The organism is Helicobacter baculiformis (assembly GCF_900197685.1).
In the GTDB taxonomy this organism is placed as follows: domain Bacteria; phylum Campylobacterota; class Campylobacteria; order Campylobacterales; family Helicobacteraceae; genus Helicobacter; species Helicobacter baculiformis.
Genome location: NZ_FZMF01000013.1, coordinates 77815 through 102530, shown reverse-complemented (window position 1 = coordinate 102530; position 24716 = coordinate 77815). Strand labels below are relative to the sequence as shown.

Below are 24716 nucleotides of genomic sequence, written 5' to 3'. Positions count from 1 at the left end.
ATCATCATCAAGGAGTTTTTATGAGCGAAAGCGAGAAATTGCGTGCAGACACCACCGCGAGCATTGGCGACCCTAGACAACTAACCATGTCTTTTTTAGTAACCCCTAATATGGTCAATTTCAACAATGTCATGCACGGGGGCGAATTGCTCAATCTATTAGACAAAGTGGCTTATGTGTGTTCTACGCGCTATTGTGGGTATAGCACGGTAACTTTGAGCGTGGATCGGGTGTTGTTCAAACACCCCATCCCCATTGGCACTTTGGTAACTTTTTATGCCAGCATTAACTATGTGGGCACGAAAAGTTGCGAAGTGGGGATCAAGGTGATTTGTGAGGATTTTAAAGCCAAAACGGCGATTCACACCAATAGTTGTTATTTTACTATGGTCGCTATGAAAGATGGCAAAACCATGCCCATGCCCCCCTTTGTCCCCCAAACAGATAAAGAAAAAGAACGCCATGAGCGCGCCATTCGCCGTAAAGAGATGCTCAAGCGCACCCAAAAGGCTGCCCTCAAAGAAGAACAAGAACGCCTAACCCAAGCCCAGCAAAGCAGCTAGGTTAAAAGGTAGTCAATCGCGTTGCCATAGCTTTTGGTACTTGCTTTGTTTTGATAAGCAATGTCAAAGGCACAGCCATGATCCACGCTGGCGCGCTGGATGGGCAAATTTAAAGACACATTGATACTCTCTTCAAAATAGAGGGCTTTGAGCGGGGCTAGCCCCACATCGTGGTAAAGCGCGACAAAATAGCGGTACTTCTCTCTAAAATGGGGCGCAAACGCGCTATCAGCCGGGATAGGTCCTAGAAATTTAGGGGTGTTTAAAAGCATATTGGCTTGGGTGATCGCCTCCTGCACGATATGATCTTGACTCCCAATCGCCCCGCCATCTCCACAATGCGGATCAATCCCTAAAACCACAATCTGGCTAGCTTGGGGTAACACCCGCCCTAGAATGTGTAAAAAATCTCTCAAAGCTTGTAATTGCACGCGATCGCTCACCGCGCTTAAGGGGATGTGATCGCTAAAAAGCGCGACCCACAAGCTAGGGCAGCCTAGCATCATGATCGCCTCTTGTTTGTAGCGATCTCTTAAAAGCGCGGTGTGCCCGGGCGCGCACACTCCGGCTAATTGCCATGCTTTTTTGTGAATGGGCAGAGTACACACCCCACTCACTTCTTTAGAGTCCGCTAAATCTAGGGCGTGTAAAAAGCTAGCATGGCTATAAGCTCCGCTTGCCCTGTCTATTTGCCCGGGCTTTAGGGCGGGGGGGGGCGCGTTGATTTCTACACATTGCATATTTTCTAGGGTGGTAGTGTGGGCGTGATCTAAAAGCGCATTCGCCCGCTCTAACAACTCTCTATGTACGCAGTAGATTGGTTGGCAGATTTTATTGATCTTGGCGTGGGCTTTGAGCGCGATCTCTACACCTATGCCATTGACATCTCCAATAGAAATGGCAATTTTAGCGCGCATTTTTCATCGCCTCTTGTATATCTTTCAAAGCGCGCTCCAAGCCCACTAGAATCGCTCTAGCCATGATCGCATGCCCGATATTGAGCTCTTGCAAGCTTTGAATGCGCGCGATGAGCCCCACGCTAAAATAATTCAAACCATGTCCGGCGCACATTTCTAGCCCCATTTGCGCCCCGGCTAGCGCGCTCTGTGTTAATTCTTGCAAACTGGTATCTAGCATTGCTTTGAGTGTGGCGCGATCTTGGGGGAGTTCTAGGCGGTTTTTATGGTGTTTGAAGTTGGAGTAAAGGGTGTTGTACAGATTGCTAAAACGCCCCGTGTGCAACTCCACCACCCCCACCCCTAGATCGCGCGCGCGCTCCAAGTTTTCTAACCCCGGGTCAATAAAGAGCGCGACTTCTATGCCATGGTCTAAATAGGTTTGAATGGTTTGGGGGAGCTGAGGGTGTTCTAAGTTAAGCCCCCCCTCTGTGGTGATCTCAGCGCGCTTTTCGGGCACTAAAGTTACTTTAAAGGGGCGTTGTGCGCACAGAATTTGGGTGATCTGCGCGTCGATCGCACACTCCACGTTGACCGGCATGGGGGCGTGCTTGATGATACTAGAGACATCGTCTTCATGGATATGGCGGCGATCTTCTCGTAAGTGCAAGGTGATCAAATCCACCCCCACATTTTTGGCGATGAAAATCGCCTCTAGGGGGTCGGGTTCGTGGATTTTGCGCGCCTCTCTGAGTGTGGCGATGTGATCGATGTTTAAACCTAAGCGCAAGAAGACTCCTTAGAGTGGTTGATAAGCCATTGATAGAGGGTTAAATACCCGCACACAAACACCCCAATCAAACCTAAGAGCGCATAGGGGTGGTGGCGGCAGGTAAAGCTAATGAGCATAAAGGGGATGTTTAAGAGCACCACCGCTAAACCCGTTAGAGCGTTGGGGTTAAGCGGGGTGTTTTGGCGCGATAGGACTTTAAAAAGCAAGGTGTGCAGGTGCAGGGCATCGGGCAGAGTGGCTTTTTGTTTTTGGAGTTTGCGCCTAGCAATAGAAAAAAGCACCTCTGTAACCGGATAGATCATCAATGCCAGCCCAAACCACACGCTCACCACCCCTCTTAAGCTCAAATCCATCAAACTAGCCCCACAAATAAAGCCCAAGAGATACGCCCCCCCATCGCCTAAGAAAATATACCCCTTGGGGAAATTGAGGGTTAAAAAGCCCAACACCCCTAGCAAGAGGGCTAAAAGCGTGGGGTTGGGCTCAATGGCGTATAAAATCCCCAACACCGCCACACTCAAGCCTCCAGCCAACCCGTTAAAACCATCAATGATATTCATCGCGTTGATCACCCCCACTAACATAAAGACACTCAAGGGCAGAGCGATCCAAAGGGGCACGCTAAATAGGGGGCTAAAATCGCTCAAGATGAGCGGGCTTAGTAGAATAACCAGCCCCGCGCCCAAACTTTGCAAACACAAACGCCTTTTAGGGCTAAGAGGGCGGTTCATGTCCTCTAAAAAGCCGCTCACAAAGACCAAGATCGCCCCTAGCAACATCCAAACACTCCCCCAACCCCCCCACACAAAGACCAAGAAAACCCCCAACCCCCCCGCGCGCGGGGTTTTTTGGGTGTGAAAGCCCTGGGGCTTATGGGCGTTGTCTAGGAAAAGTTGGGCGCGTTTAGAATACAAGATCACCCCCCACGCACATGCCAAACTGAGCAGAAAATAGACCAACATGCAGAGCATTATACCTAACAAAATGCTATAATGGAGGTTATGCGAAAAATCATGCGGGCGGGTTTGGCGTTGTTGCTCTGTGTGCGCTTGGAGGGCGCGCCCAGTGCGCAAGAGGTCAAGATTTTAGAAGATATAGGCGATGTGTTGCGCTTGATGCCTGTTTTTGTGGGCGTGGTGAGTTTGGGCATGCGCGATTATCGCGGCATGGGGGAGCTAGCGGTAGGGAGCATCGTTACTCAGGGGGTGATCTATGGAATCAAGGGGGCCTTTCAAAGCGCGCATGATAGGGGCGCACATGTGCCCTTTGCTAAACGCCCTTGCTGTGATAGCTGGAGAGGGATGCCTAGCGGGCATGCGGGGGGGGCGTGGAGCGCGGCCGGGTTTGTCTTTTATCGCTATGGCTGGAAGCCGGCTTTGCCCGTGATCGCTTTGGCGGTGCTCACGGATGCGAGCCGCGTGGTGGCGCGCAAACACACCATTTTACAGGTGGTGGTGGGGAGTTTGATTGGCTGGGGCTTTGCCTATCTCTTCACCTCCAAATACCGCCGTAATTGGGAATTGTACCCTGAAATTGGCTTAGATGAAAAAAGGGGGGCGCATTATGGGCTGGGCGTGCATTACAGATTTTAGCGATTCTTGCGATCTATCTTGTGAATTTCGAACCTTTGAAAGGGGAGTCGCATGCGCTTAAGCCTTAAAATTACAGGCAATCTCTTTTTATCTTTAGTAGTTATGGGAACTATTCTTGTCTTTGTAGCAGATTACAAAAGGCATCGGCTTGTCCAGCATATTATTCAAACTACTAGATAGGATGATGTGCAAAAGAAGGAGTACGCGCTCAAATACATGTATGGCTTATTGGAACGCTCATTAACGCTGTTTTACAACACCCAGAGCAAGCAAGGAGCTGTGGCTTCAGCGTTGCAGCTGCTCCAAGAGATTAATGGCGACACCAGCATTTACTATATCATGGCGGTGAGCAAATCAGGAAAGGTGCTTTTAGATCCCGCTAATCCCAAGAACACGGGTAAAAATGGATACAATCTGATAAGCGCAGACGGCGTGGCTTATATCAAAGAGTTCATCGCACGTGCTGATGCTGGGGGTGGTTATGTGCGTTATAAAATCCCTAAGAGCACAGGGGGTAAACCAGAACTCAAAGTCGCTTACGCGCACTATGACCCCTCTGGGGATATTGTGCTTGCGGTTACCTCATATTATAGTGATATTGTTAAAGATGTTAATGCTTTAGAACACCATGTCCAAAGACAAGATGTAGACGATTCTAAAACCCTTGTGGTTTGGAATGTGAGCATCGTTGTGGGGATTATCGCCATTTCGGCGATTTTGATGTATTTTACGATTTTTAATCGCTTAAGGGCTTTGGTTACGAGGATTGCCGCATTTGCGCATGGAGATAGAGATTTGACGAGTCGCTTTGTAGTTACTAATGCCAATGACGAAATTGGACAGGCGGGGACTTATATCAACCACTTTGTCGAAAATATTCACGAGGTGATGAAGAATATCCAGCATCATAGTGTGCAGAATCGATCTTTAGCCGATTCCTTGCAAAAAATCATTGCTAATGCTACCAACGCGACACGAGCCAATGTTCAGGCAATTAAAGAATTGTATCTTTCCTCTTTAGGCTTTGCAGATAATACAAAAGCGCTCGTAAATGAAGCGCATGATATGGGCGACAAATTAGGCAAGACGCGCCATTCTATTGAAAAATCCAACACCTCGTTAAGCAATATGCTTGAGCATATTTTAGAGGTGTCGCAGACAGAAGAAGATCTTTCTACACGGATTGAGCGACTCAGTAGAAACGCTGATAGTGTTAAAGGGATTTTACATATCATCGATGATATTGCGGATCAAACCAATTTACTCGCTCTTAATGCCGCTATTGAAGCTGCGCGCGCAGGCGAGCATGGCAGGGGCTTTGCGGTGGTGGCGGACGAAGTGCGCAATTTAGCCGCGCGCACCCAAAAGAGCTTGACTGAGATCAACTCAACGATCGGGGTAATTGTGCAAGAAATAGGCGATGTCTCCAGCCAAATGGAGTCCAATTCTAAGAAGATTAAGGATCTGAGCAGGCACAGTCTACAAGTACAGAGAAATTTTAAGGGCATGAGTGCAGATGTGGAAATGATGGTGCAAAATACGCATGGTTTTATCCGTAATTACACCCAAACCGGCGAAAGTATCAGTGCCATGATCGAGAAACTCACACATATTGAGAAAAACACCCAACAATCTTCTATAGATGCTCAAGAGATACTCAAGTTAGCTAGCTCTTTGCACACCTCTACAACAGATTTAGATTTGGACATCGGACAATTTAAAATATAAGCTTAGGCAAAAATATGCTAGCATAAAGACTTTTAAGATAAGGATACAGATGCGCATGCCATTTAGAAAAATTTCAGATTACGCTATTGTAGGGGGGCTTAGTGCGGTGGTTGTGGTGGCTTTAGCCGGATGTAAGGGCGATACACAAGAAAAACCCAAAGAGGAAAAACCCAAAGAGAGCAGCCAACAAACCCAACAGGTTAAAAAAGGCGCGTTGGTGATCTTGCAAGAACAGCCTGATAAGAGTTATAAGGTGGCTGAAGAATATCCCAGCGACAAGACGCGAGTTGTGGTACGCGATATGCAGGGCAAGGAGCGTATGCTCAGCGATGAGGAAGTGCAAAAACTTATCAAGGAGGAAGAAGTTAAAATTGATAATGGCACAAGTCAGCTCACTAAACCCCCTGCTGAAGGTGGAGGTTCTGGGCTGGGCATTGGGGGAGCAATTTTAGGCAGTGCGGCGGGGGCAATTTTGGGGGCCTATATTGGCAATAAGCTTTTTAACAATCCTAATTATACCCAAAATGCCCAAAGAAATTATAGCTCCCCACAAGCCTACCAACGCAGTCAGAATAATTTTAGAAGCACATCGGGCACGCCTTCTAGTGGAGCGCGTAGCGGGTTTTTTGGGTCTTCGCAAAACTCTAGCCCTAGCAATGCTTCTAGCCCGCGTAGTTCTACAACCGCACCCACTTCTAGCCCCTCTGCTAGCCAAGGCGCACATAGTTCTAGCCCCTCTACAAACCATTCTGTCAGCCCTCAAAGACCCCAAAATACGCACAGCTCTAGCCCTTCTCAAGGGCGTAGCGGTTTTTTTGGCTCTAGTCATAGTGGCGCTGCTTCTTAAAGGAATTCCATGCAAATCAAAACTTTACAACCCTTAAGCCACCAAGCCCTAGAAGAGATCGGACTAGACTGGCATACCGACCCTGATAAAAGTCCCTATCTTAGCAATGATTTAGTTGTGGTGAGTCAACAGGAGGCGAATGCCTATTACGATGCGTGTAACGAGCTCTATGATATGTTTGTAGAAACTGCACAAATGGTCATCGAGCAAGAACGCTTTTTCGAATTAGACATCCCTAATAGTTTGATTCCGATGATCAAACAAAGTTTTGAGCAAGAAGTGCACTGGCATATTTACGGGCGTTTTGATCTAGCCGGCGGACTAGATGGTAAACCTATTAAGCTTTTGGAGTTTAACGCTGACACTCCGACCATGCTTTATGAAAGTGCACTAGTACAATGGGCATTACTCAAGCACAATGGCTACAATGAGGACTTGCAATTTAACAATATCCATGAAGCCCTAAGCCAAAATTTTAAACGCTTGGTTACTTTGAGTGAAGATGTGAGTGGGTTTGAAAGCCTTTATGAAGGCTGGAAGATTCTTTTTTCCAGCATTCGAGGGAGTAGTGAAGAAGAGCGTAGCGTACAATTCTTGCAAGATGCCGCACGAAGTGCGGGCTTTGAAACACATTTTGCATACATGGATGAAGTGCAATTCAATCCTGAAGAGGGGGTCTTTTTTGAAGGAGTGAATTACGAATTCTTGTTTAAGCTCGTGCCTTGGGAGAGTATTGCTATCGATGAACCCGAGTTAGCTTTGCTCATGCAGGACATGATGGCTAACCAAAATACCATCTTTTTGAACCCCGCTTACACGCTATTATTCCAAAGCAAACGCTTTTTAAAGGTGCTTTGGGAGCGCTATCCTAACCATCCTTTGCTTTTAGAAGCTAGCTATGAACCCTTGCAAAACAAAAAGCAAGTGCGTAAAGTTGCCTTTGGCAGAGAGGGGGCTAATGTGCAGATTTTGAACCCAGATTTGAGCATCGTGCATCAAACGCAGGGGGTCTATGGCAATCATAAGCCTGTGTATCAGGAATACGCGCCACTCAATCAGGTAGGTGAGTTTTACTACCAACCCAATGTCTTTTTTGCCTATGAGGCATGCGGGTTAGGTTTTAGAAAGGGGGGGCTTGTGATGGACAATTATTCAAAATTTGTGAGCCATATTTTACAATAATGCGCGTCCAAACTATTTATAAATTCCACGCTTACGCGAGCGTGTTTTTTCTGCCCCTAGTGTTGCTGTTTGTGATCAGTGGGGTGGCTTTCTTTTTAGACTTTGGTTCCAATAGTGGGGCTAAAATCACCAAGTGGAGCGTGCCTCTTGTAGCCAAAGAAAAAGAGTTAGAATTTCTCCTAGACTTTTTAAAACAAAAAAATGTTGCTTTGCCTCCTAAAATTGAGCCTAGAAGACGCAAGGGAGCGTTGCTTATCGGTACGGCTGGCTATGAAATTAATATTAATTCTGAGAGAGACAAAAGCGTCATCACGAGCATACACCGCAGTGCGCTAGGCGTACTCATGCAAGTGCATAAGGGTAGAGCGGGCAAGCCACTTGTGGTTTTTGGCATTATCTTTGGGGTATTTCTATGTCTATTTTATATGAGTGGATTGCTTATGGGCTTTAAGCGCAAGAGCACCAAAGGTATCATTAGCGCGTTTGTGCTGGGCGCGGTGGTGCTGGGGGTTCTGCTTTGGGGAGCCCTAAATTAGAGCCAGCCTTTCTTTTTAAAATACAAAATGGGTAAGATGGTCGAGACGATCATCGCCACGATCGCAATGGGGTAGCCAAATTCCCAACGCAATTCAGGCATCACCTCAAAGTTCATCCCATAGATTGTGCCAATTAAAGTAGGGGGCATCATCGCCATCGTTGCCACGGTGAAAAGTTTGATGATCTTATTCTGCTCTACATTGACTTGAGAAGTAAAAAGGTTTTGAATATTATCTAGTGCGTTAAGATTAGCAGTACTAAATTCTACCAAGGAATTAAAATCCTTGATAATAATGTTGAAATCTTTCTTTGTCTCGTTATCTACCTTATTGCTTTTCAATAGGGCGGTGATGATGCGCCTTTTATCAAAGAGCGAATCGCGTAGTTCCATGTTAAATTCTTGCAAAAAGGATAGCGAGATCAAGGTTTCTTCATGGGTACAGGCTTCTAGGTCAAAGACAATTTGCTTACGCAACACACTAGTTTCGCGGTTGACTTCCTCTAAGCAATCCGCACCCTTCTCAAAGTAGAGTTCTAAAATTTTAGCCAAGATGTCAAATCCATCATGGAATTTCTTGGGGCTAGCTAGCACACGCCCCTGCACCTCTCGGAAAATGGGGAAATCTCCGTGGTAGAGAGTGAACAGAATATTATTGGCAATAAAATAAGTGATTGCTTCAGTGTGGAAAGCTAGGGGCGAGTCTTTATAAATAAAATAGGTGTTAATGGTGATGGAGGTGCTGTTCTCCCAATATTTGACCACCGCACTTTTTTCAGGATCTTCGTAGAGATTGAGATCGTAATTTTGTGCGATGCAATAGAGTTCAGTAAAGGTAGGGTTGATAAGCTCATACCATAAGATATTGTGCTCTTCAAAGGGAAAATTTTCAAAATCTTGAAATGTAAAAATTTCAACAAGTTCGTTATTCTTTGCAAAGACATTGATCATGCCCAGTGCTCCTGTATTGTAGTGGGCACGGCACACTCTCCGTCATGGTTTGCGATCCAACACATCGAAGGCGACCAAAATCTTACCTTCCAAGAGCTCTAAGCTCGCCCCCCCACCCGTAGAGATGAAGCTCACGCTATCTTTATAACCGGCACGTGTCAAAACATCGATCGTATCCCCTCCCCCGATCAAGGAAAAAGCATAGGTGTTAGAAATGCTGTGGGCAATCTGAAACGAACCGCGACTAAAAAGGGGGACTTCATAGACTCCAAGCGGACCATTCCAAATAATGGTTTGGCTATTTTGAATCACTAAAGAAAAGAGTTTAGAAGTTGCCGGTCCGATGTCAACTGCCATGTGATTTAAAGGGATGTCTTGAGCGGGGGTGATTTGCACCTGATCGGTGTGTTCTAGGTGAGTGGTGCTCACCACATCGACGGGTAAGTAGACATGTACGCCCTTTTGCTTGGCTTTATCCAAGATGTGCAAAGCCTCTTCAATCAAATCTTCTTCCACTAAAGAGGCTTGCATGTTGTAATCGAGAGCTTTCAAAAAGGTGTTGCTCATCGCGCCCCCGATGATGATTTTATCCACCCGATCTAAAATATTGTGCAAAAGCTTGAGCTTAGAACTGACCTTAGATCCCCCAACTACCAAGAGTACGGGACGCAAAGGATTGGCTAAGGCTTTGGCAAAAGAATTGATCTCTTTTTTGAGCAGAAAGCCCGCAACCTTTGTAGGCACATGCGTCGCAATGCCATAGGTGCTAGCGTGTTTACGATGACTCGTGCCAAAGGCATCGTTCACGTAGACTTCACAGAGATCCGCTAATTGCTTAGCAAACTCCGGGTCATTTTCTTTTTCGCCTTTATAGAAACGCAGGTTTTCAATTAAGATAACAGGATTAGCATGCGCGCTTTGTAGTTGTTTGGCCATTTGTAAGGAATGTGCAAAAAAGACTTCTTTATTTAGCAAGCGCTCCAGCCGTTTGACCAAATGGTTAAAAGAAAATTGACTCTGTTTATCGCCATCAAATTTAGGTTCAGGGCGTCCTAAATGCCCCACAAGCACTACCGAGCGTGCACCATTATCAATGCAATAGTTGATTGTGGGGATACTCTCACGCATGCGCGTGTCTTCCATAATGTTAAAATCTTTATCCAAAGGAACATTAAAATCCACGCGAATCATGACATTCTTGTTTTGTATGTCCACATCCTGGATACCTAAAACCTCTTGCATGCGCTTGATTCCGGCTAACATGTTATTCCTTTCATGGTGTGGTATGCCATATCCACGAGTCGCTCTGAGTAACCCACTTCATTATCATACCATGCTAAGATTTTGGCATGATGTTTATCTAATACCAATGTCTGATCTTCAATATAGATCGCGCTATAGGAGCTGTCGATAAAGTCGCTCGAGACGCGTTGATGGTTATCAATACCTAAAACACCTTCCAAATGGGTACGGCTGGCTAACTGCATGCTTGCATGCAGGCTTTCAAGGCTCATGGCTTGATGCGTATGTACGCTCAAATCAATCAGACTCACTACAGGAGTAGGCACACGCAAAGCCAAACCTTTAACCTTAGGAGCTAAATGGGGCAGAATGTGAGTCAAAGCTTTATTGACGCCTGTGCTGGTGGGAATCATATTCAGCGCAGCCGCGCGCGCACGGCGTAAGTCTTTATGTTTGGAATCTAAAAGATTTTGATCATTAGTATAGCTATGAATTGTGGTCATCAAGGCGTGCTCTACACCAAAATGCTGATCGAGCACTAACAAAAGTGGAGCGAGCGCATTGGTGGTGCAGGAGGCATTAGAAATAACAGGTTCTCCGGCGTAATTAGTGTGGTTAACCCCATAAACAAAAGTGGGGGTATTAGTGGCAGGGGCAGAGATCACTACCCTTTGCACAGCGTTTTTTAAATGGACTTGAGCTAGAGCATGATCGTTAAATTTCCCCGTGCATTCCAAGACAACTTGCGCCTTGCCAAAATCTAGTTTAGCGGGGTCGCGTTCGTGCAAGACGCGCACAAATAAGCTATTGCCCATGCATAAGCCCTCTTCATTGACTTTCTCTATACGCACACTATGCTTATGAAGCGAATCATAACGCAAGAGATGGATCAGGGTATCCAAATCGCAAGTAGAATTAAGGGCGACTAATTCCATGTCATCGCGTTGCGCCACAATGCGTGCGGCACATAAGCCGATACGCCCTGTTCCATTGATTGCCACACGCACCAACCTAGCCCCTTTTAGTTTTTTATTAAACCTTGTATCATACAATAGCTAACTTGAAGGGCTCTTAAACGCGGAATTGGCGCAATTGGCGGATTTTGTAGTATAATGGCACGCGTGTTTTGCTTTTTGCAAAAATATCTATACAAAGGACATGTGTTGAAAAAACTAGAGTTTTTAGACTTGATGCAAAAAGAAGGTGGCTTTAAGGATAAAAAAGAAACAGAACTGGCGCTGAATGGGTTTGTTAAAGCTGTTGAAAAGGCATTAAGTGGCCATGAAAGCGTAGAATTGGTAGGTTTTGGCAAATTTGAGGCGGTTTTACAGAAGGGTAAAAAAGGCAAGGTTCCCGGAAGTGATAAAAGCTACACAACTAAAGACAAAATGGTACCCAAGTTCAAGCCTGGTAAAGTGCTCAAAGATGTGGTTGCTGCCTCTAAAGTGACTAAAAAGAAAAAATAGCTTCCATGCACCCTTGAGGGTGCCCTTAAGTCCTTGTAGCTCAGTTGGATAGAGCGTACGATTCCTAATCGTAAGGTCGTGGGTTCAAATCCCGCCGAGGACACCATCACAATGCAAAATATTTTATGCGGAGTTTAGCCTTGTATTTTAGGGTTTTTTTATGGCTATACTGGTGGATTTTTGGGGCATTTTTACATGCCCTAGAGTTAGAAACATACCACCCCACAGGCACGCTGGCTTTGGGAGTTCAAGAATTAGAAGCGATGGAGGAAAAAAAGTTTGCCACCACCACCGGCGGAGCTTTGGGCTTAGCTGAGCTGATTAAAAACGCAAATAATAACTACTCTTTACAAGCAGCCCAACTACAGGTGAGTCAGGCACTTAAAAATCATACCATTGCTAAGGCGGCTTTCTTGCCCACCCTCAATAGCAACTACACCTTTAACCACCGCAACAGGAACACTCTAGATTTTCCCGAATATGATATGCAATTGCTCAATACTAAGTTAGATCTCAATCTTTTTAAGGGCTTTAGCACGATCAACGGGGTTAAGGAAAAGTCTGCCACCTACCGCTCTAGTGCTGCTAGCATGGAATACACTAGACAGAGTATTTACTTACAGGTAGTGCAACAATACTACCAGTATTTCAACAACATGGCTCAGCTTGTAGCGCTTAAGCGCAAATTAGCCGAATTGCGCGCAGATATCAAACGCACTAGCCAGCTCTTCGATCAGGGTTTGACAACCATTGACAATTTAGAGAGCGCTAAGGCACAAGGCGCACTCAGTCAGAATGATATTACAGATATGGAATTTGCTATTGAGCAGAATCGTCTCACCTTAGAATACCTGACCAATTCTAAAATTCCCTCCTTGAAGCGCACTACAATTTTAGAACCCAATTTAGGCATTAGAGAACGCGCTGATTTGCGTTCACTCAGGGAGCAGATCACAGCTATTCACTACCAAAACAAACAGCTTAATTATTATCCCAGTATTGATTTGACCGATGATTGGCAATATTACATCCAAAAACCTGCCTTTGCACGAGGTGTTGGCAATAGACTAGGTAACCTCTTTCCCAACCAGCAAAACACCGTGTCAATTGTGGTGAGTTTAGATTTGTTTAGTGATATTGGACTTAGCTTACAAAAGCAGTCTATCCGCTTAGGGCAACTCGCCCAAGAAAAAAATCTCACATATAAGAAGTTAGAACAGCAAAAAGATGAACAGCTTTACCGCAAATCTCTAGACATGGCACGCTCTAAAATCCGTAGTTCAGAAGCTAGTTTGAAATCTGCAACCCTTTCTTATGAAAGTATCAAGAAAAAATACAATGCAAACCTTGTAGATTTCACTACTTATTTGAGAGCATTGCGCACGCGCTTTGATGCGGAGGTGATCTATAACCAATCTCTGAATAATTACGAAATGCAAAAGGCCAATTATATTTTTTACAGCGGACATCATATTCAAGATTATGTGCGCTAAGGATTGATCATGAGAACTATTTTATGCGTCCTACTGCTATTTGTGGGGCTTGGGGCTAAAGAGGTGTATGCGGTTTTTAATGTGGAAGCGTTGGAAGATGCAAACTTAACTTTAGATTCTTCGGGAATTGTGGATGCAATCTATGTTGATGTGGGGGGCAAGGTTAAAAAAGGGGATATCTTACTCACGCTTTACAATAAAGATAAAAAGTCTCAGGTTGACTCTATCACACAGCAATATAACTTCATGCAAAAGCAATACGAACGCTATAAGAAGATTGGCGGAGCGATTGATAAAAATACGCTGGATAAATATTATGCAGACTATAAAAAATTAGAGTTTGATCGTAATTACGCCCTAGCGGTGGTGGAAAAGACTATCTTAAAAGCTCCTTTTGATGGGGTTATTGCCAGTAAGAATATCGAACTAGGCGAGGGCATGAACGCTAATAATACGCTTCTCTTTAGACTGGTGAGTAAGAAATTAAAAATGGTCTTAGAATTTGATTCGCGTTATATCCATGAAGTTAAGGTAGGAGATAGTTTCTTTTATAGTGTCGATGGGGGAGGCAACAACTTTAAAGCTGTGATCACCAAGATTTATCCAACAATTGATGTGAAAACGCGCAAAGTAAGCGCAGAAGCCCTATTGCCTGCACAAAGTAATTTGCGTCCCGGAATCTTTGGGGACGGCTTTATTAAGTAGGGGGATTTGTGTACAAGGTAGCTATTCAAAGACCCATTACAACTTTGATGTTTGCATTGGTGATTGTTTTTTTTGGAACGATGGGACTTAAAAAAATTAGCGTAGCCCTTTTTCCCAATATTGACTTTCCTATTGTGGTGGTTAAGACCATTTACCCGGGCGCGAGTGCGGACATTATTGAAAGCAAGGTCACAGATAGGATCGAAGAAGCGGTGATGGGGGTTGATGGAATCAAAAAAGTTACCTCTAATAGTGCTAGAAATGTCAGCATCGTTGTGGTGGAATTTGAGCTGGAAAAACCAATTAGTGTAGGACTCAACGATATTATCAATAAAGTTTCTTCGGTACGCTTTGACGATCCAAGCATCCATAAGCCCTCTATTGACAAGTTCGACACCAATGGGCAGGCTATCATCTCACTCTTTTTAAGTAGCCAAGAGAAATCTATCGCCCAAATCAACGATCACGCTAAAAATGTGGTCAAACCTTTGTTGCAAACGATCAAGGGCGTAGGTGGGGTGCAACTCAATGGTTTTCAAGAAAGACAAGTGCGTATTTACGCCGATCCTAGTCTGATGAACAAATATGGATTGACCTATACCGATCTCTACAATACGCTTAAAACTCAAAATTTAGAGATGGACGGAGGGCGCATCGTTGGTACGGATAAAAATTACTCTATTTTAGTTAATGCCAATAGCTACAAAATTAGCGATTTAGCCAATATCCAACTAAGTAACCATGTGCGTCTAGGGGATATTGCCACGATCCAATGGGGGGTGGATGAAGATAGTTCCTATGCCAGCTACCAGCGTGAGCCTGGTGTTATTTTGGAAGTGCAAAAAATCGCAGGCGCTAATGAAATTGAGATTGTAGATGCTGTTTTTAAAGAGCTCAAAACCATCAAAGCCATGAGTGTGGGCTATGATATTCGCCCTTTTTTGGACACCACAAGTTTTATCCGCCACTCTATTAAAGATATCGAATTTGACCTCGTTCTAGGGGGAATTTTAGCGGTTTTGGTTGTCTTGGTGTTTTTAAGGAATTTTTCTATCACTCTAGTTTCAGCGGTAAGTATCCCTATTTCCATTATGGGCACTTTTGCACTCATTAATTGGATTGGCTTTTCTCTAAACATGTTAACAATGGTCGCGCTCACGCTTTCTATCGGGATTATTATCGATGATGCGATTGTGGTGATCGAGAATATCCATAAAAAATTAGAAGCGGGTATGGATAAAAAAAGCGCGAGTTATGAGGGGGTGCGCGAGATCGGCTTTGCGATTATTGCCATCTCTGCTATGCTTTTGTCGGTCTTTATTCCCATCAGCGACATGAGCGGGATTGTGGGACGCTTTTTCCAAAGCTTTGGAATCACGGTCGCGCTAGCAATTGCTATTTCCTATATAGTCGTTGTGAGCGTGATTCCTATGCTTAGCTCCATCCTTGTGAGCCCCAAACAATCCAAATTCTACCATTATACTGAGCCTTTTTTTAAGAAAATGGAAAGCACTTATGCAAAGATGCTCACTTGGATTTTAAACCATAAGCTGATCATTGGGCTGTTAGTCTTAGGAATTTTTGCAGGTTCGTTGCATGTAGCGGGTAAATTGGGTATGGATTTTATGCTCAAAGAAGATCGGGGCATGTTTTACATCTTTGTGCGTGCTAACACCGATATTAGCTTGGCAAGCATGGAAGAGAAGATGAGACGCTTGCAAAAGGTTATTGAGGAAGATCCCAGTGTAGAATTTGAAACCATGCAGATTGGCTATGGAAGCGTGCAACGCATTTTTCAGGGTAAGTTTTTTGTACAGCTAAAAAGTTTAGACAAGCGGACTAAAAACCAATTCGTGGTTATGAAGGAGTTGCGCGCTAAGTTTTATGCATTAGGGATTGGACAAGAGTTCGTTTCAATTAACCTTGCTGATGTGGCTTTGATTGGCGGGGGAGATAACTCTTCTTTCCAAGTCTTTATTTATGCAGCTAATCAGGAAGCAGTGGATCAAAGCGTAGAAAATCTGAGGAAGTTTTTACTAGAAAGCCCTGAAATGAAGGGCAAGTTTGGCTCTTATCACACCAACACTTCCGATTACCAAACTCAATACCAACTCAAAGTGTTGCGCCAAAACACCAATAAATACGGCGTGAGTGCTCAAGAAATTAGCGCTGTAGTGAATAACGCGTTCTCAGGAGAAAATCAAGTAAGCTATTTCAAGGAACATGGGCGCGAATATGATATTATTATCCGTGTTCCTAGAAATAAAAAAACAAGTATTGCGGACATTAAACGCCTCCAGGTGAGGAACAAGTATGGGGAATTGATGTTCTTGGATGGATTGGTGGAGGTGGTGGAGAGCAAAGTAGCTTTCAATATTACGCGCTACAACCGCCAGCGCAGTGTTACGGTCTATGGGCAACCTGCTAAGGATAAGGGTGTTTCTCTAGGCACTATCTTAAAAGCAGTGGAGGCACATGCACCTGAGTGGTTAGCAAAAGGGGCTAATTTCACCTTTACAGGCGAAGCCAATAATTTGAAGGAAACCAATCAAGCTTTTATGGTGGCAGTGGCTACCGCTTTTGCGCTTATTTACATGATTTTAGCAGCGCTCTATGAATCGCTTTTAGAACCTTTGATCATCATGATCACCATGCCCTTGAGTTTTTCAGGGGCGTTCTTTGCCCTAGGTTTGGCGCATCAACCTTTAAGCATGTTTTCGCTTATGGGCTTGGTCTTGCTCATTGGCATGGTGGGCAAAAATGCCACCCTACTCATTGATATTGCCAATGAAAAGCGCAAAGAAGGGCATGGGATCGTACAAGCCATTGTTTTAGCTGGAGAATTGCGTCTACGCCCGATTCTCATGACGACAATTGCGATGGTATGCGGCATGTTGCCCTTAGCTCTATCTGTAGGGCAGGGCGCTGGTATGAAATCCCCCATTGGGATCGCCATGAGCGGGGGGTTACTCGTATCCATGATGCTTAGTCTTTTGGTCGTCCCTATCTTTTATCGTCTCTTAGCTCCCCTAGATGACAAACTCAAGAAGTTTTACAAAGACGCTCCATGAAAAGATGGGCATTAGGATTCTTGTGTATAGCGGGTATTGCTGATGCCACAACAGAACAAACTCGCTCTAAAAGCAAAATTTTTGTTGGGGTAATGACGGGATTCCAAAGTGCCCGATTCGCGCCTGCGCCCTGGCAAAATAACTTTTTATGGGGGATTTGTGGGGGATATCAATTTAATGCCCATAAATACATCTCCGTTAGAACAGATATAGGGTACATTATGGCGCTTAGACCCACCGCCTTACACACTAATGTCTATTCCTTTCTAAGTGTTAATGTGGATATGATCAATGATTTTTACCGCTTGTCCAAGAAGATGATCGTGGGTACTTATTTAGGCTTGGGCTTGGGATATTTCCAAAGCGCGCAAACTTTAGATAGTTCCGTGAGCGCGCGTAGTTTTATGGGCTATAATGGAGTGCTTAACTTAGGCGTGGGAGGCACAATTGAAAAACAACATCGCGTGGAACTAGGAATCAAGCTCCCCTTTGGTCAGATACATTCGACCAAAAATCCCGCTTTAAGCCTGTGGGCTTTCTACTGGGTCGCTTCTTACGCTTACCTTTTTTAATCCGCATACCCAAAAACGAGTGATTTACAGTCTCGTGCTAATATCCAAGTTGCAATCAAGGGGTAATACCCTTGGGGTTGGGGCATCAACCAACCGCAATAGGGAACATAAGACTCCAAAGTGAGCTACCCTGTTTAAAGCCGCGATCTCCACTAAAGTTAGAATCCCCTAACTTTAGTTATGGGGGGTATGTCGATAGGCTATGCTGAGATGATCGCATAGGCTGAGCGGTGGGTGTGGCGGTGTGTTTTGTTGCCGTGAGATTGGAGTTATTTTGTGAGCTCTAAAAACTTGGGTAATTGCCATGGTTTTTCTGTGGACATTCCGAATATGGCGGTCGTTTTTTCATCGCTTCGATATAGCGCGGGGCCTTAATGTCTGTGGCATGAGGGCGAAGGTGGTGATACAGATAGGTGGGTAAATGGCAATGATGTTAATGTTTTTAAGTTAATGGCTTCATTGAAATCTAGCCTTGCTCGGACAACAAAGAGGGGAAGAAAAACACAACTTCCGTTTTTAAAGATGTTCATAGTGCTCGGCATGCTAAGTGTTGTTTTTACCTCCTGCCAACGAGAAATTATCGAGAACGACTCACGGAATGGCTTTTTTATTGCCGCTACTGCAGGTATCTCAAATGTTTCTGCAAGTGCGCAAAGGAATACGACCGAGCCAATTCAATCTTGGAAACTTTTTGATGCCGCAAAAACACAAGAGGTAGTGGTTTCTAATATCAATCAGATGAACAAGATACTCGATAAAATTTGGCAAACCGTTGACTACGATCAACAAAATGGGAAAAATATTCCTAGTTCTCCCATTGATCAAGTGTTCCTCAAAGCATTATTTAACGAGTTTAATGCGTTGGTTGCAAGTGCGCAACAAGAACTCAATGGATTTTCTGTCTTTCCTGATATGTTAATGGAGTTGCGAGCAAAGCTTCAAAATTTAAGTTTACAAGCTGAAAAAATCCAAGACTTGAGCAAAGCGGGAGATGTGCCTCCAACTCCTCTAACTTCTTCCAATTTGCAGGACACGGGTAGTATATCAAATTCCCAAAAGCAACAGATTATATCCATTGTTCAAAACATGAAGAACACTCTAGCGGAAACAATTACACAAGAAACAAATATTCTTCAGGGTATTGAAGAATACAATAATTATCAAGATAAATTGCGGACACAGACGGAACATCTGAATACATACCAAAGCATTGTCGATAAGATTAAGTCTCAATTAGGAAGCCCAGTATCTTCTGCAAGCGGGGCAAGTAGCTTTAAAACACAACTCCAAGATCTCTTAAAAGACTTTGGTGAAATTGCAAGCAACTCAAACATGCAACACATTCTCAGCGAATCAAGCTATGAAAGCAGTGTGCAACAAGGCACAGAAAAAGCGAAGGAATGCGACCCGACAAACCCTCATAAACCATTAGAAACCTGTTTTCAAACCAGTTTTGGTCTCCCCAACATCCATGCTACAAATACAGAGAGTTTTAATAAGTTTGGCGAGATCGACAATGCAAAAATGGTGCAGATACTAGCATGGTTTCAAAAAGAAGTTAGCATCATTGAGGATCTCCATGCCATGGGTTTGCTGAATGAGACTGCTATGTTAGCATGCATGGCACAGCTACAACAAGTTTACTCTGGCAATATGGCTTTTATTGATCAAAAACAAGCAGGTAGCGGTTTTTCACCAATCCTAGGCAACCCATCGACATATTTCCCGCTCCCGCATAAATATACGATTGCAGCTCCGAATACCCAAACGCCACATTTTGCAAGCATGCCCTCTTCACCCATACGTGTTTCCACTACCAACTTTATTAACTCCGTTTCCCATGCCGTCAATAGTACCTTCTTTGCAAATAAGGCTTATAATGTTGGCGGAGGTGCTGGCTACCAGCGGTTTTTTAGCAAATATTTTGGCTTTGATGTGCTTGCACTTGGCGGATATTCCTTTATAGTGCCAACACCTAGCTTTGTTGCATTAAAAGATTTGAATGTGGGTTATATGCAATTAACTGCGGATATGCTTGCAGATTTCTATGTGGATAGCAATCCCTCCAATACGAATTTTGCAGGCGTTTATTTAGGATTCACAGAAAAAATCAATTTCATGAACACCAAGATACCAGCAGATTCGACGCATGGGGTTTTATGCACCTCTTTTATTGATCTTGGTACAAGATACCAGCACAATGCATGGGTTTATAAATTAGGTGTTAGAGTGCCTTTGTATAAAAGTGCGCCTTTCCGTATGAGTTATCAGGATTTTACATATTTCATAAATAACGAACCCTCAAACATTGAAGTGTACTTCATGCTAGAGAGACTTTTTGGAAAACGGACTAGCAGAACTCGACGCGAAGTGATCCATCAACTTGTTCTTCCTCCAAGAGAGGATGATTTGCGCTAAGAGTGTCAAAAACCTGCCCTGCGCTGGATACGAATGTATGCGGGTATTGTACACGAATTAGTGGCATTCATCCCACCCGCTAAAACAAACGCATCGCGTTTGCTTAAGTGGGATTTCTGCTAAAGAGTTTTAAATTTTTTGGTAGAATTTTCTAGTTAGTATTTTGATAAATATCGTGTATCAGGAGGGTTCGCGATGCTAAAGAAGGCGTCGTTAATTGTATTAGGGGGGATTTTAGGGGTTATGTTTTTTAATGGTTGCTCCGCTGTTGTAGCAGCTAAAGTGTCAGATTTTAGATACACAATGTATTTCAGCACCAGCGATTTTGATATAGGACCTGTGATCACCACAGAAATACCCTATGATGCCTCTAATCCTAATATCTATGAGTTGTTGCTCAATAAGGCGATCGCGGATAATAAATGCGACACCATTGTTTTCCCACGTTATGAGGTTATTAAAAAAACCTTTGGTAGAGATAAGATTCGTCTCACCGGTAGGGTGGCTACTTACAGGAGAAGATAACTCTAGAGCCGTTGTAAGGAGTATACCAATGCATCTCAGACTTTTATTAGGTATGGGGGCGCATGCTTGTGTGCATCCATTCCCCTATCCACGCTAAAATTCCCAGCCAAAAAAAAGCTTGTCTTGCGCTTTCTTGGGCGACAATCACGGGTGCACAGAGCATAAAGACTACCAAGCCTGCGCACAGAACAAGTAGATTTGCGTATTCATAAAACCCTAAATATTCCTTGCGTCGAGCAACTACTCCTACAAGTCCTAAGAGCACACCAACAAAAAGGGCAAAATCCAACCCCACACATTGCGGGTATAAGTAGGTTTGAAACCCGCAGGCAAAAACCCAAATGATACAGGTGTTTAAGGAAGGCGCAAAGCTTATAAGCGCACGGGCATGTGCGTAACGCATCCACAAGCCTCCTAGTGCGCCTAGCACCAAAACATATCCACCCCAAAGAAAAAAACCATGCATGCCCAGCAAGACCAAATACACGAATGCCGCACAACTTCCCAATGCGATAAGTTTAGGAGCTAGAGCGTTGTGCTTAGAGGCGCGCACGAAATAGAAGAGAGAACCTAGTGCGCCTACGATGTGGAAACTATGGACAAGCACAGCGTAGAAACGTGCGTTCAACAGAGTGAACAATTGGGCGAAATTATGGTTAAAATGCGAAAAGAGTAACGCTAAGGCGTTGCACACAACCAGCACAAAGAACACAGATGCTACAAAGACTTTGTAAGGTGTTGTTTTTTTAGAGAGCATTAAAAATTCTTGCTTACAAAGCTATCGATACCATTAGCAATCCCTTTAGCTAATCCTTGCTGATAGGCTTTATTTTGGATTCGCTTAGATTCAATGGGGTTAGAATTATAGCCGATCTCAATGAGCACGGAGGGCATCAGCGCGCCTGCGAGCACCCAAAAAGGCCCTTCTCTTACCCCTCCATCGACAACATGCCGATAAGTACGACGCAACTGACTTAAAATGCCAAATTGGATATCGATAGCAAGCTTGTTAGAAGTGATGAGCCTTTGGGAATTGAGCGAATTTAAAAAAGAGAGTTTGGAAAAATAATCCATCACTTTGACATCGTCTTGGTTTTCCTGTTCGGCGACTTTGCGTGCGCGTTCGCTTCTAGCTGTGGAGAGAAAATAAGTTTCTACGCCTTGCGGATTAGTGGGGAAGTGTTTGGGGATGGAGTTAGCATGGATTGATATAAAAAGGTCGGCATTCTTAGCGTTGGCAAAATCAGTGCGATCCTTAAGACTAATGTAAGTGTCATTATTGCGAGTCATAAAGACAATGTAATCGCGCTTTTGAAGCTCTTGTTGTAGATATTTGGCCACGGCGAGTACAATCCATTTTTCACACATGCCATTCACCCCTCTAGCCCCACAATCATGCCCACCATGCCCGGCATCTACAACTACCTTAAAACGCTTGAGTGGGGGCTCTGGCGTAGGTGGAGGAGTTGGAGTTTTAGCGTGCGCGGTGATGATAATGTAGAGATGGTTGTCTACACGCTTAAGTTGGTATGTGCCCTCTGGGTAAAGAATGACCACCTTAGTGATTCCTGCTCTCCCGGAGACACTAACAGAAGTTTGGTTATTAAAGCGATAATGCTTAGCGGGAGGCTTAAAATGCGCTCTAATATCTAGGACGCTTTCAAATTTCCCCAAATGGGTTTTTTTAATAACATGGTGTCTACCAAGAGGTTGATCGAAGCTTAAGCGAACACTACTTGTGCCAAAGGGCACTACCTGAATCACACTCAATGCATGGGCGTAAATCCCGATGAGTAAGCAAAGTATAAAACGCACCCATTCAGCCTCTAACGAGCTCTTGCACAAGTTCGTGCACGCTTAAAATGCGCTCAATGCGATACCCATTCGCTCCCGTGAAATAAAGCCCTTCTTCGCGATTACCCTGATAACTACGCCCCAAGCCATCGGCGATACAATAGCCCACCTTCTTAGCCTCCTCTCCACGATGACATGGGGCAACACAATTACTCACACAGGCGATCTTGGGGGCGTTGCCCTCTTGGATGCGCTTGAGCACCCCGGTATTGATCGCACGCGCGGGGTAACCCACGGGGGATTTGATGAGTAAAATATCTTCTTTGCCCAAGGAGGGCAAAATTTGGGCGTACACTTTCGCATCGCATTCTTTGGTGCCCAGAAACCTAGTTGCCATCTGCACCCCACTCGCCCCTAAAGAGAGCATGGTGTCTATATCCTTGCGATCCCAAATGCCCCCGGCCGCGATGATGGGGATATGTCCCCATTCTTTAGAGGCTTCTACAATACCCGGGACCAAATTTTCTAATTGAAACTCCTCTTTAAAGCAATCTTCGTACTTAAAGCCCTGATGCCCCCCGCTCAAAGGCCCCTCTACAATGATCGCATCGGGTACGCGTTTGTAGCGCGCGCTCCAGCGTTTGCAGATGATGTGTAAAGCCTTGATTGAAGAGATAATGGGCACCAGCGCGACATTGGGGAAGTCCTTAGTAAACTCGGGCATATTGGTGGGCAGGCCCGCCCCGGTGATGATCACATTAGCCCCCGCCTCGCAGGCATCACGCACCACCCGCCCGTATTCATTGATAGCGTGTAAGATATTCGCGCCCAAGGGGTTAGCCCCGCAAATCTTGCGCGCGTTTTTAAAGATCTCCTGTAGGGCTTGCTTGGAGTAGAAATTCAACGCCTCAAAGGGCTTTTTGGCGACCATCTTTTCTACAAAACGCATATTCTTATAGTAACCCGTGCCCACTGCTGAGATCACGCCTAAGATGCCTTCTTTAGCCGCACTACCGGCCAACTCGTCCCAACTGATCCCCACCCCCATGCCCCCTTGAAAAATGGGGTATTTGAGGGTGTGTTTGCCGATTTTAAGGGGTTTGAGTGTGGAAATCATGCACTATCCTTTTAGTGGATATGGACCAAGGCGAATTTTCTTTTCCCCACTTGTACAATATAAGACCCTTTGCTGAATTGATAGCGATCGTCCTTGAGCACTTCGTGATTGAGGCGCACCCCGCCCCCGGCAATGTCCCTACGCGCCTGTGAGCTAGAAGGGCAAAGCTGACACTCTTTGAGCACGCTAGCAATCCATGCTCCACTTTCAAAATGCCATTCAGGCATTTGGCTTGGGGCTTGTTTTTGGCTAAAGATTTTATCAAACTCGATCTTAGCGCTTTGGGCTTGTTGTTCAGAGTGCCAACGCGTAGTGATCTCTAGGGCTAATTCTTCTTTCACAGCCTTAGGGTGTGCTTTGCTAGTGCGTACCGCTTCTTGCAACTGGGCAATCTGATCAGGGGTCTTAGTACTCAAGAGCTCGTAATAGCGCCACATCAAAGTATCGCTAATGCTTAGAAGTTTAGCATACATGCTAGCGGGCTCTTCGGTGATGGCGATGTAATTGCCCAAACTCTTGCTCATCTTTTGCACCCCATCTAACCCCTCTAATAAGGGCATGGTGAGCACGCTTTGCTCTTTATCCAACCCATAGGCGCGTTGTAAAAACCGCCCCACCATCAGATTAAACTTTTGATCATTGCCCCCTAATTCTAAATCGCATGCTAGGGCGACTGAATCATAACCCTGTAAAAGCGGATAGAGAAATTCTACAAGGCTAATGGATTGGTTATTTTGGTAGCGTTTTTCAAAATCATCGCGCTCTAGCATGCGTGCGACTGAAAATTTAGAGGCGAGGGTTAGCATCCCCGCACTCCCCAAAGCATTTAGCCATGTGGAGTTAAAACACACCTCTGTAAGAGTGGGATCAAGCACCTTGAACACCTGCTTGGCGTAAGTCTTGGCGTTTTCTTGCACTTCCTCTTCGCTCAAGGGTTTTCGCGTTTCGCTCTTCCCACTGGGATCACCAATGCGTGCGGTAAAATCCCCAATCAAAAATTTAACAAACCCCCCATGCTTTTGCAAGGTGGCCAGTTTTTCTAAGAGCACAGCATGCCCTAAGTGTAGATCCGGGGCGGTGGGGTCAAAACCGGCCTTGATGATAAAGCGTTCCTGTGTGTGGTAAAAACGCTCCACTAGGTGTTGTAAGGTGTCTAAACCAATGCACTCTCCCATGCCCTTGGTGATTTGGGCTATTGCATGCGCAACCTGTGCTTCCATAGTTAT

General features: G+C 44.8%; 24 protein-coding genes and 1 tRNA gene. 15 read left to right on the top strand and 10 right to left on the bottom strand.

The genetic code is table 11. The features are described 5' to 3' along the window. The first annotated feature begins 20 nt into the window (after nucleotides 1-20). The gene (locus tag C6G87_RS02805) at nucleotides 21-563 is read left to right on the top strand and encodes an acyl-CoA thioesterase (protein WP_104752017.1); all 543 of its coding nucleotides are present in this window, start codon (nucleotides 21-23) and stop codon (nucleotides 561-563) included. On the opposite strand, the gene pdxA is transcribed toward C6G87_RS02805, so the two are convergent. The 3 genes from pdxA to C6G87_RS02790 are packed head-to-tail and all read right to left on the bottom strand — an operon-like array spanning nucleotide 560 to nucleotide 3223. Beyond that, nucleotides 560-1480 carry a 4-hydroxythreonine-4-phosphate dehydrogenase gene (gene pdxA / locus C6G87_RS02800; RefSeq protein ID WP_104752016.1) on the bottom strand — a complete coding sequence of 307 codons (921 nt, stop codon included), beginning with the start codon at nucleotides 1478-1480 and terminating at the stop codon, nucleotides 560-562. The genes C6G87_RS02805 and pdxA overlap by 4 nt on opposite strands. Further along, complete coding sequence (locus C6G87_RS02795; protein WP_104752015.1) at nucleotides 1470-2249, bottom strand: pyridoxine 5'-phosphate synthase; 780 nt, start codon at nucleotides 2247-2249, stop codon at nucleotides 1470-1472. Before C6G87_RS02795 ends, pdxA begins: the two co-directional genes overlap by 11 nt. Next, on the bottom strand, nucleotides 2240-3223 hold the full coding sequence (locus C6G87_RS02790) for a glycosyltransferase family 4 protein (protein WP_233708973.1): 984 nt from the start codon (nucleotides 3221-3223) through the stop codon (nucleotides 2240-2242). The genes C6G87_RS02795 and C6G87_RS02790 overlap by 10 nt, the downstream gene beginning before the upstream one ends. Before the next feature lie 30 nt (nucleotides 3224-3253). On the opposite strand from C6G87_RS02790, the gene C6G87_RS02785 reads away from it, so the two are divergent. Genes C6G87_RS02785 through C6G87_RS02765 form a run of 6 tightly spaced genes read left to right on the top strand, consistent with a single transcriptional unit; the run spans nucleotide 3254 to nucleotide 8137 of the window. Further along, the gene (locus C6G87_RS02785) at nucleotides 3254-3844 is read left to right on the top strand and encodes a phosphatase PAP2 family protein (RefSeq protein WP_199767611.1); all 591 of its coding nucleotides are present in this window, start codon (nucleotides 3254-3256) and stop codon (nucleotides 3842-3844) included. 51 nt (nucleotides 3845-3895) lie between these two features. After that, on the top strand, nucleotides 3896-4024 hold the full coding sequence (locus C6G87_RS08955) for a hypothetical protein (protein WP_267892685.1): 129 nt from the start codon (nucleotides 3896-3898) through the stop codon (nucleotides 4022-4024). 36 nt (nucleotides 4025-4060) lie between these two features. Beyond that, on the top strand, nucleotides 4061-5572 hold the full coding sequence (locus C6G87_RS02780; protein ID WP_158653076.1) for a methyl-accepting chemotaxis protein: 1512 nt from the start codon (nucleotides 4061-4063) through the stop codon (nucleotides 5570-5572). A 49-nt stretch (nucleotides 5573-5621) separates the two neighbouring features. Continuing rightward, nucleotides 5622-6419 carry a UPF0323 family lipoprotein gene (locus C6G87_RS02775; protein WP_104752013.1) on the top strand — a complete coding sequence of 266 codons (798 nt, stop codon included), beginning with the start codon at nucleotides 5622-5624 and terminating at the stop codon, nucleotides 6417-6419. A 9-nt stretch (nucleotides 6420-6428) separates the two neighbouring features. Next, nucleotides 6429-7601, top strand: coding sequence for a glutathionylspermidine synthase family protein (locus C6G87_RS02770; RefSeq protein WP_104752012.1), 1173 nt, complete (start codon nucleotides 6429-6431; stop codon nucleotides 7599-7601). After that, nucleotides 7601-8137: a PepSY domain-containing protein gene (locus C6G87_RS02765; RefSeq protein ID WP_104752011.1), complete on the top strand. Its 537-nt coding sequence runs from the start codon at nucleotides 7601-7603 to the stop codon at nucleotides 8135-8137. The genes C6G87_RS02770 and C6G87_RS02765 overlap by 1 nt, the downstream gene beginning before the upstream one ends. On the opposite strand, the gene corA is transcribed toward C6G87_RS02765, so the two are convergent. The 3 genes from corA to C6G87_RS02750 are packed head-to-tail and all read right to left on the bottom strand — an operon-like array spanning nucleotide 8134 to nucleotide 11339. Continuing rightward, the gene (gene corA / locus C6G87_RS02760) at nucleotides 8134-9087 is read right to left on the bottom strand and encodes a magnesium/cobalt transporter CorA (protein WP_104752010.1); all 954 of its coding nucleotides are present in this window, start codon (nucleotides 9085-9087) and stop codon (nucleotides 8134-8136) included. The genes C6G87_RS02765 and corA overlap by 4 nt on opposite strands. A gap of 42 nt (nucleotides 9088-9129) precedes the next feature. Continuing rightward, nucleotides 9130-10350, bottom strand: coding sequence for a phosphoglycerate kinase (locus tag C6G87_RS02755; protein ID WP_104752009.1), 1221 nt, complete (start codon nucleotides 10348-10350; stop codon nucleotides 9130-9132). Then, nucleotides 10344-11339 carry a type I glyceraldehyde-3-phosphate dehydrogenase gene (locus C6G87_RS02750; protein WP_233708971.1) on the bottom strand — a complete coding sequence of 332 codons (996 nt, stop codon included), beginning with the start codon at nucleotides 11337-11339 and terminating at the stop codon, nucleotides 10344-10346. The genes C6G87_RS02755 and C6G87_RS02750 overlap by 7 nt, the downstream gene beginning before the upstream one ends. A gap of 153 nt (nucleotides 11340-11492) precedes the next feature. Here C6G87_RS02750 and C6G87_RS02745 point away from each other — a divergent pair, with 153 nt between their 5' ends. The 8 genes from C6G87_RS02745 (at nucleotide 11493) to C6G87_RS02710 (ending at nucleotide 20579) form a co-directional block, all read left to right on the top strand. Beyond that, nucleotides 11493-11795, top strand: coding sequence for an HU family DNA-binding protein (locus C6G87_RS02745; protein ID WP_104752066.1), 303 nt, complete (start codon nucleotides 11493-11495; stop codon nucleotides 11793-11795). A gap of 29 nt (nucleotides 11796-11824) precedes the next feature. Continuing rightward, nucleotides 11825-11901, top strand: a tRNA-Arg gene (locus C6G87_RS02740). Between the two features lie 157 nt (nucleotides 11902-12058). Continuing rightward, nucleotides 12059-13288 (top strand): TolC family protein, encoded by a 1230-nt coding sequence (locus C6G87_RS02735; protein ID WP_233708975.1) that lies wholly within the window; start codon nucleotides 12059-12061, stop codon nucleotides 13286-13288. 3 nt (nucleotides 13289-13291) lie between these two features. Further along, entirely contained in the window at nucleotides 13292-13993 is a 702-nt protein-coding gene (locus C6G87_RS02730; protein WP_158653075.1) for an efflux RND transporter periplasmic adaptor subunit, read from the top strand. A gap of 8 nt (nucleotides 13994-14001) precedes the next feature. After that, nucleotides 14002-17064: an efflux RND transporter permease subunit gene (locus C6G87_RS02725; protein ID WP_104752006.1), complete on the top strand. Its 3063-nt coding sequence runs from the start codon at nucleotides 14002-14004 to the stop codon at nucleotides 17062-17064. Beyond that, on the top strand, nucleotides 17061-17636 hold the full coding sequence (locus C6G87_RS02720) for an outer membrane beta-barrel protein (protein WP_104752005.1): 576 nt from the start codon (nucleotides 17061-17063) through the stop codon (nucleotides 17634-17636). The genes C6G87_RS02725 and C6G87_RS02720 overlap by 4 nt, the downstream gene beginning before the upstream one ends. A 540-nt stretch (nucleotides 17637-18176) precedes the next feature. Next, nucleotides 18177-20054, top strand: coding sequence for a hypothetical protein (locus C6G87_RS02715; RefSeq protein WP_233708970.1), 1878 nt, complete (start codon nucleotides 18177-18179; stop codon nucleotides 20052-20054). Nucleotides 20055-20249: 195 nt separating this feature from the next. Beyond that, on the top strand, nucleotides 20250-20579 hold the full coding sequence (locus C6G87_RS02710; protein ID WP_104752003.1) for a hypothetical protein: 330 nt from the start codon (nucleotides 20250-20252) through the stop codon (nucleotides 20577-20579). A gap of 46 nt (nucleotides 20580-20625) precedes the next feature. Here C6G87_RS02710 and C6G87_RS02705 read toward each other — a convergent pair whose 3' ends face one another. From C6G87_RS02705 to tyrS, 4 genes are read right to left on the bottom strand one after another with little or no spacing between them, the layout of a single operon-like run. Next, nucleotides 20626-21336 carry a hypothetical protein gene (locus tag C6G87_RS02705; protein WP_104752002.1) on the bottom strand — a complete coding sequence of 237 codons (711 nt, stop codon included), beginning with the start codon at nucleotides 21334-21336 and terminating at the stop codon, nucleotides 20626-20628. After that, entirely contained in the window at nucleotides 21336-22394 is a 1059-nt protein-coding gene (locus C6G87_RS02700; protein ID WP_104752065.1) for an N-acetylmuramoyl-L-alanine amidase family protein, read from the bottom strand. The genes C6G87_RS02705 and C6G87_RS02700 overlap by 1 nt, the downstream gene beginning before the upstream one ends. A gap of 4 nt (nucleotides 22395-22398) precedes the next feature. After that, on the bottom strand, nucleotides 22399-23490 hold the full coding sequence (locus tag C6G87_RS02695) for a nitronate monooxygenase (protein WP_104752001.1): 1092 nt from the start codon (nucleotides 23488-23490) through the stop codon (nucleotides 22399-22401). A gap of 11 nt (nucleotides 23491-23501) precedes the next feature. Continuing rightward, entirely contained in the window at nucleotides 23502-24710 is a 1209-nt protein-coding gene (gene tyrS / locus C6G87_RS02690; protein WP_104752000.1) for a tyrosine--tRNA ligase, read from the bottom strand. Nucleotides 24711-24716: the final 6 nt, after the last annotated feature.

Excerpts from the sequence above, each read along its gene's own strand:
- C6G87_RS02805 (WP_104752017.1), top strand. The coding sequence starts at position 21 with ATGAGCGAAAGCGAGAAATTGCGTGCAGACACCACCGCGAGCATTGGC.
- corA (WP_104752010.1), bottom strand. The coding sequence starts at position 9,087 with ATGATCAATGTCTTTGCAAAGAATAACGAACTTGTTGAAATTTTTACA.
- C6G87_RS02770 (WP_104752012.1), top strand. The coding sequence starts at position 6,429 with ATGCAAATCAAAACTTTACAACCCTTAAGCCACCAAGCCCTAGAAGAG.
- C6G87_RS02765 (WP_104752011.1), top strand. The coding sequence starts at position 7,601 with ATGCGCGTCCAAACTATTTATAAATTCCACGCTTACGCGAGCGTGTTT.
- tyrS (WP_104752000.1), bottom strand. The coding sequence starts at position 24,710 with ATGGAAGCACAGGTTGCGCATGCAATAGCCCAAATCACCAAGGGCATG.
- C6G87_RS02780 (WP_158653076.1), top strand. The coding sequence starts at position 4,061 with ATGTATGGCTTATTGGAACGCTCATTAACGCTGTTTTACAACACCCAG.
- C6G87_RS02710 (WP_104752003.1), top strand. The coding sequence starts at position 20,250 with ATGCTAAAGAAGGCGTCGTTAATTGTATTAGGGGGGATTTTAGGGGTT.
- C6G87_RS08955 (WP_267892685.1), top strand. The coding sequence starts at position 3,896 with ATGCGCTTAAGCCTTAAAATTACAGGCAATCTCTTTTTATCTTTAGTA.
- C6G87_RS02775 (WP_104752013.1), top strand. The coding sequence starts at position 5,622 with ATGCGCATGCCATTTAGAAAAATTTCAGATTACGCTATTGTAGGGGGG.
- C6G87_RS02715 (WP_233708970.1), top strand. The coding sequence starts at position 18,177 with ATGCTAAGTGTTGTTTTTACCTCCTGCCAACGAGAAATTATCGAGAAC.
- C6G87_RS02790 (WP_233708973.1), bottom strand. The coding sequence starts at position 3,223 with ATGCTCTGCATGTTGGTCTATTTTCTGCTCAGTTTGGCATGTGCGTGG.
- C6G87_RS02705 (WP_104752002.1), bottom strand. The coding sequence starts at position 21,336 with ATGCTCTCTAAAAAAACAACACCTTACAAAGTCTTTGTAGCATCTGTG.
- C6G87_RS02720 (WP_104752005.1), top strand. The coding sequence starts at position 17,061 with ATGAAAAGATGGGCATTAGGATTCTTGTGTATAGCGGGTATTGCTGAT.
- C6G87_RS02735 (WP_233708975.1), top strand. The coding sequence starts at position 12,059 with ATGGAGGAAAAAAAGTTTGCCACCACCACCGGCGGAGCTTTGGGCTTA.
- pdxA (WP_104752016.1), bottom strand. The coding sequence starts at position 1,480 with ATGCGCGCTAAAATTGCCATTTCTATTGGAGATGTCAATGGCATAGGT.
- C6G87_RS02695 (WP_104752001.1), bottom strand. The coding sequence starts at position 23,490 with ATGATTTCCACACTCAAACCCCTTAAAATCGGCAAACACACCCTCAAA.
- C6G87_RS02785 (WP_199767611.1), top strand. The coding sequence starts at position 3,254 with ATGCGAAAAATCATGCGGGCGGGTTTGGCGTTGTTGCTCTGTGTGCGC.
- C6G87_RS02755 (WP_104752009.1), bottom strand. The coding sequence starts at position 10,350 with ATGTTAGCCGGAATCAAGCGCATGCAAGAGGTTTTAGGTATCCAGGAT.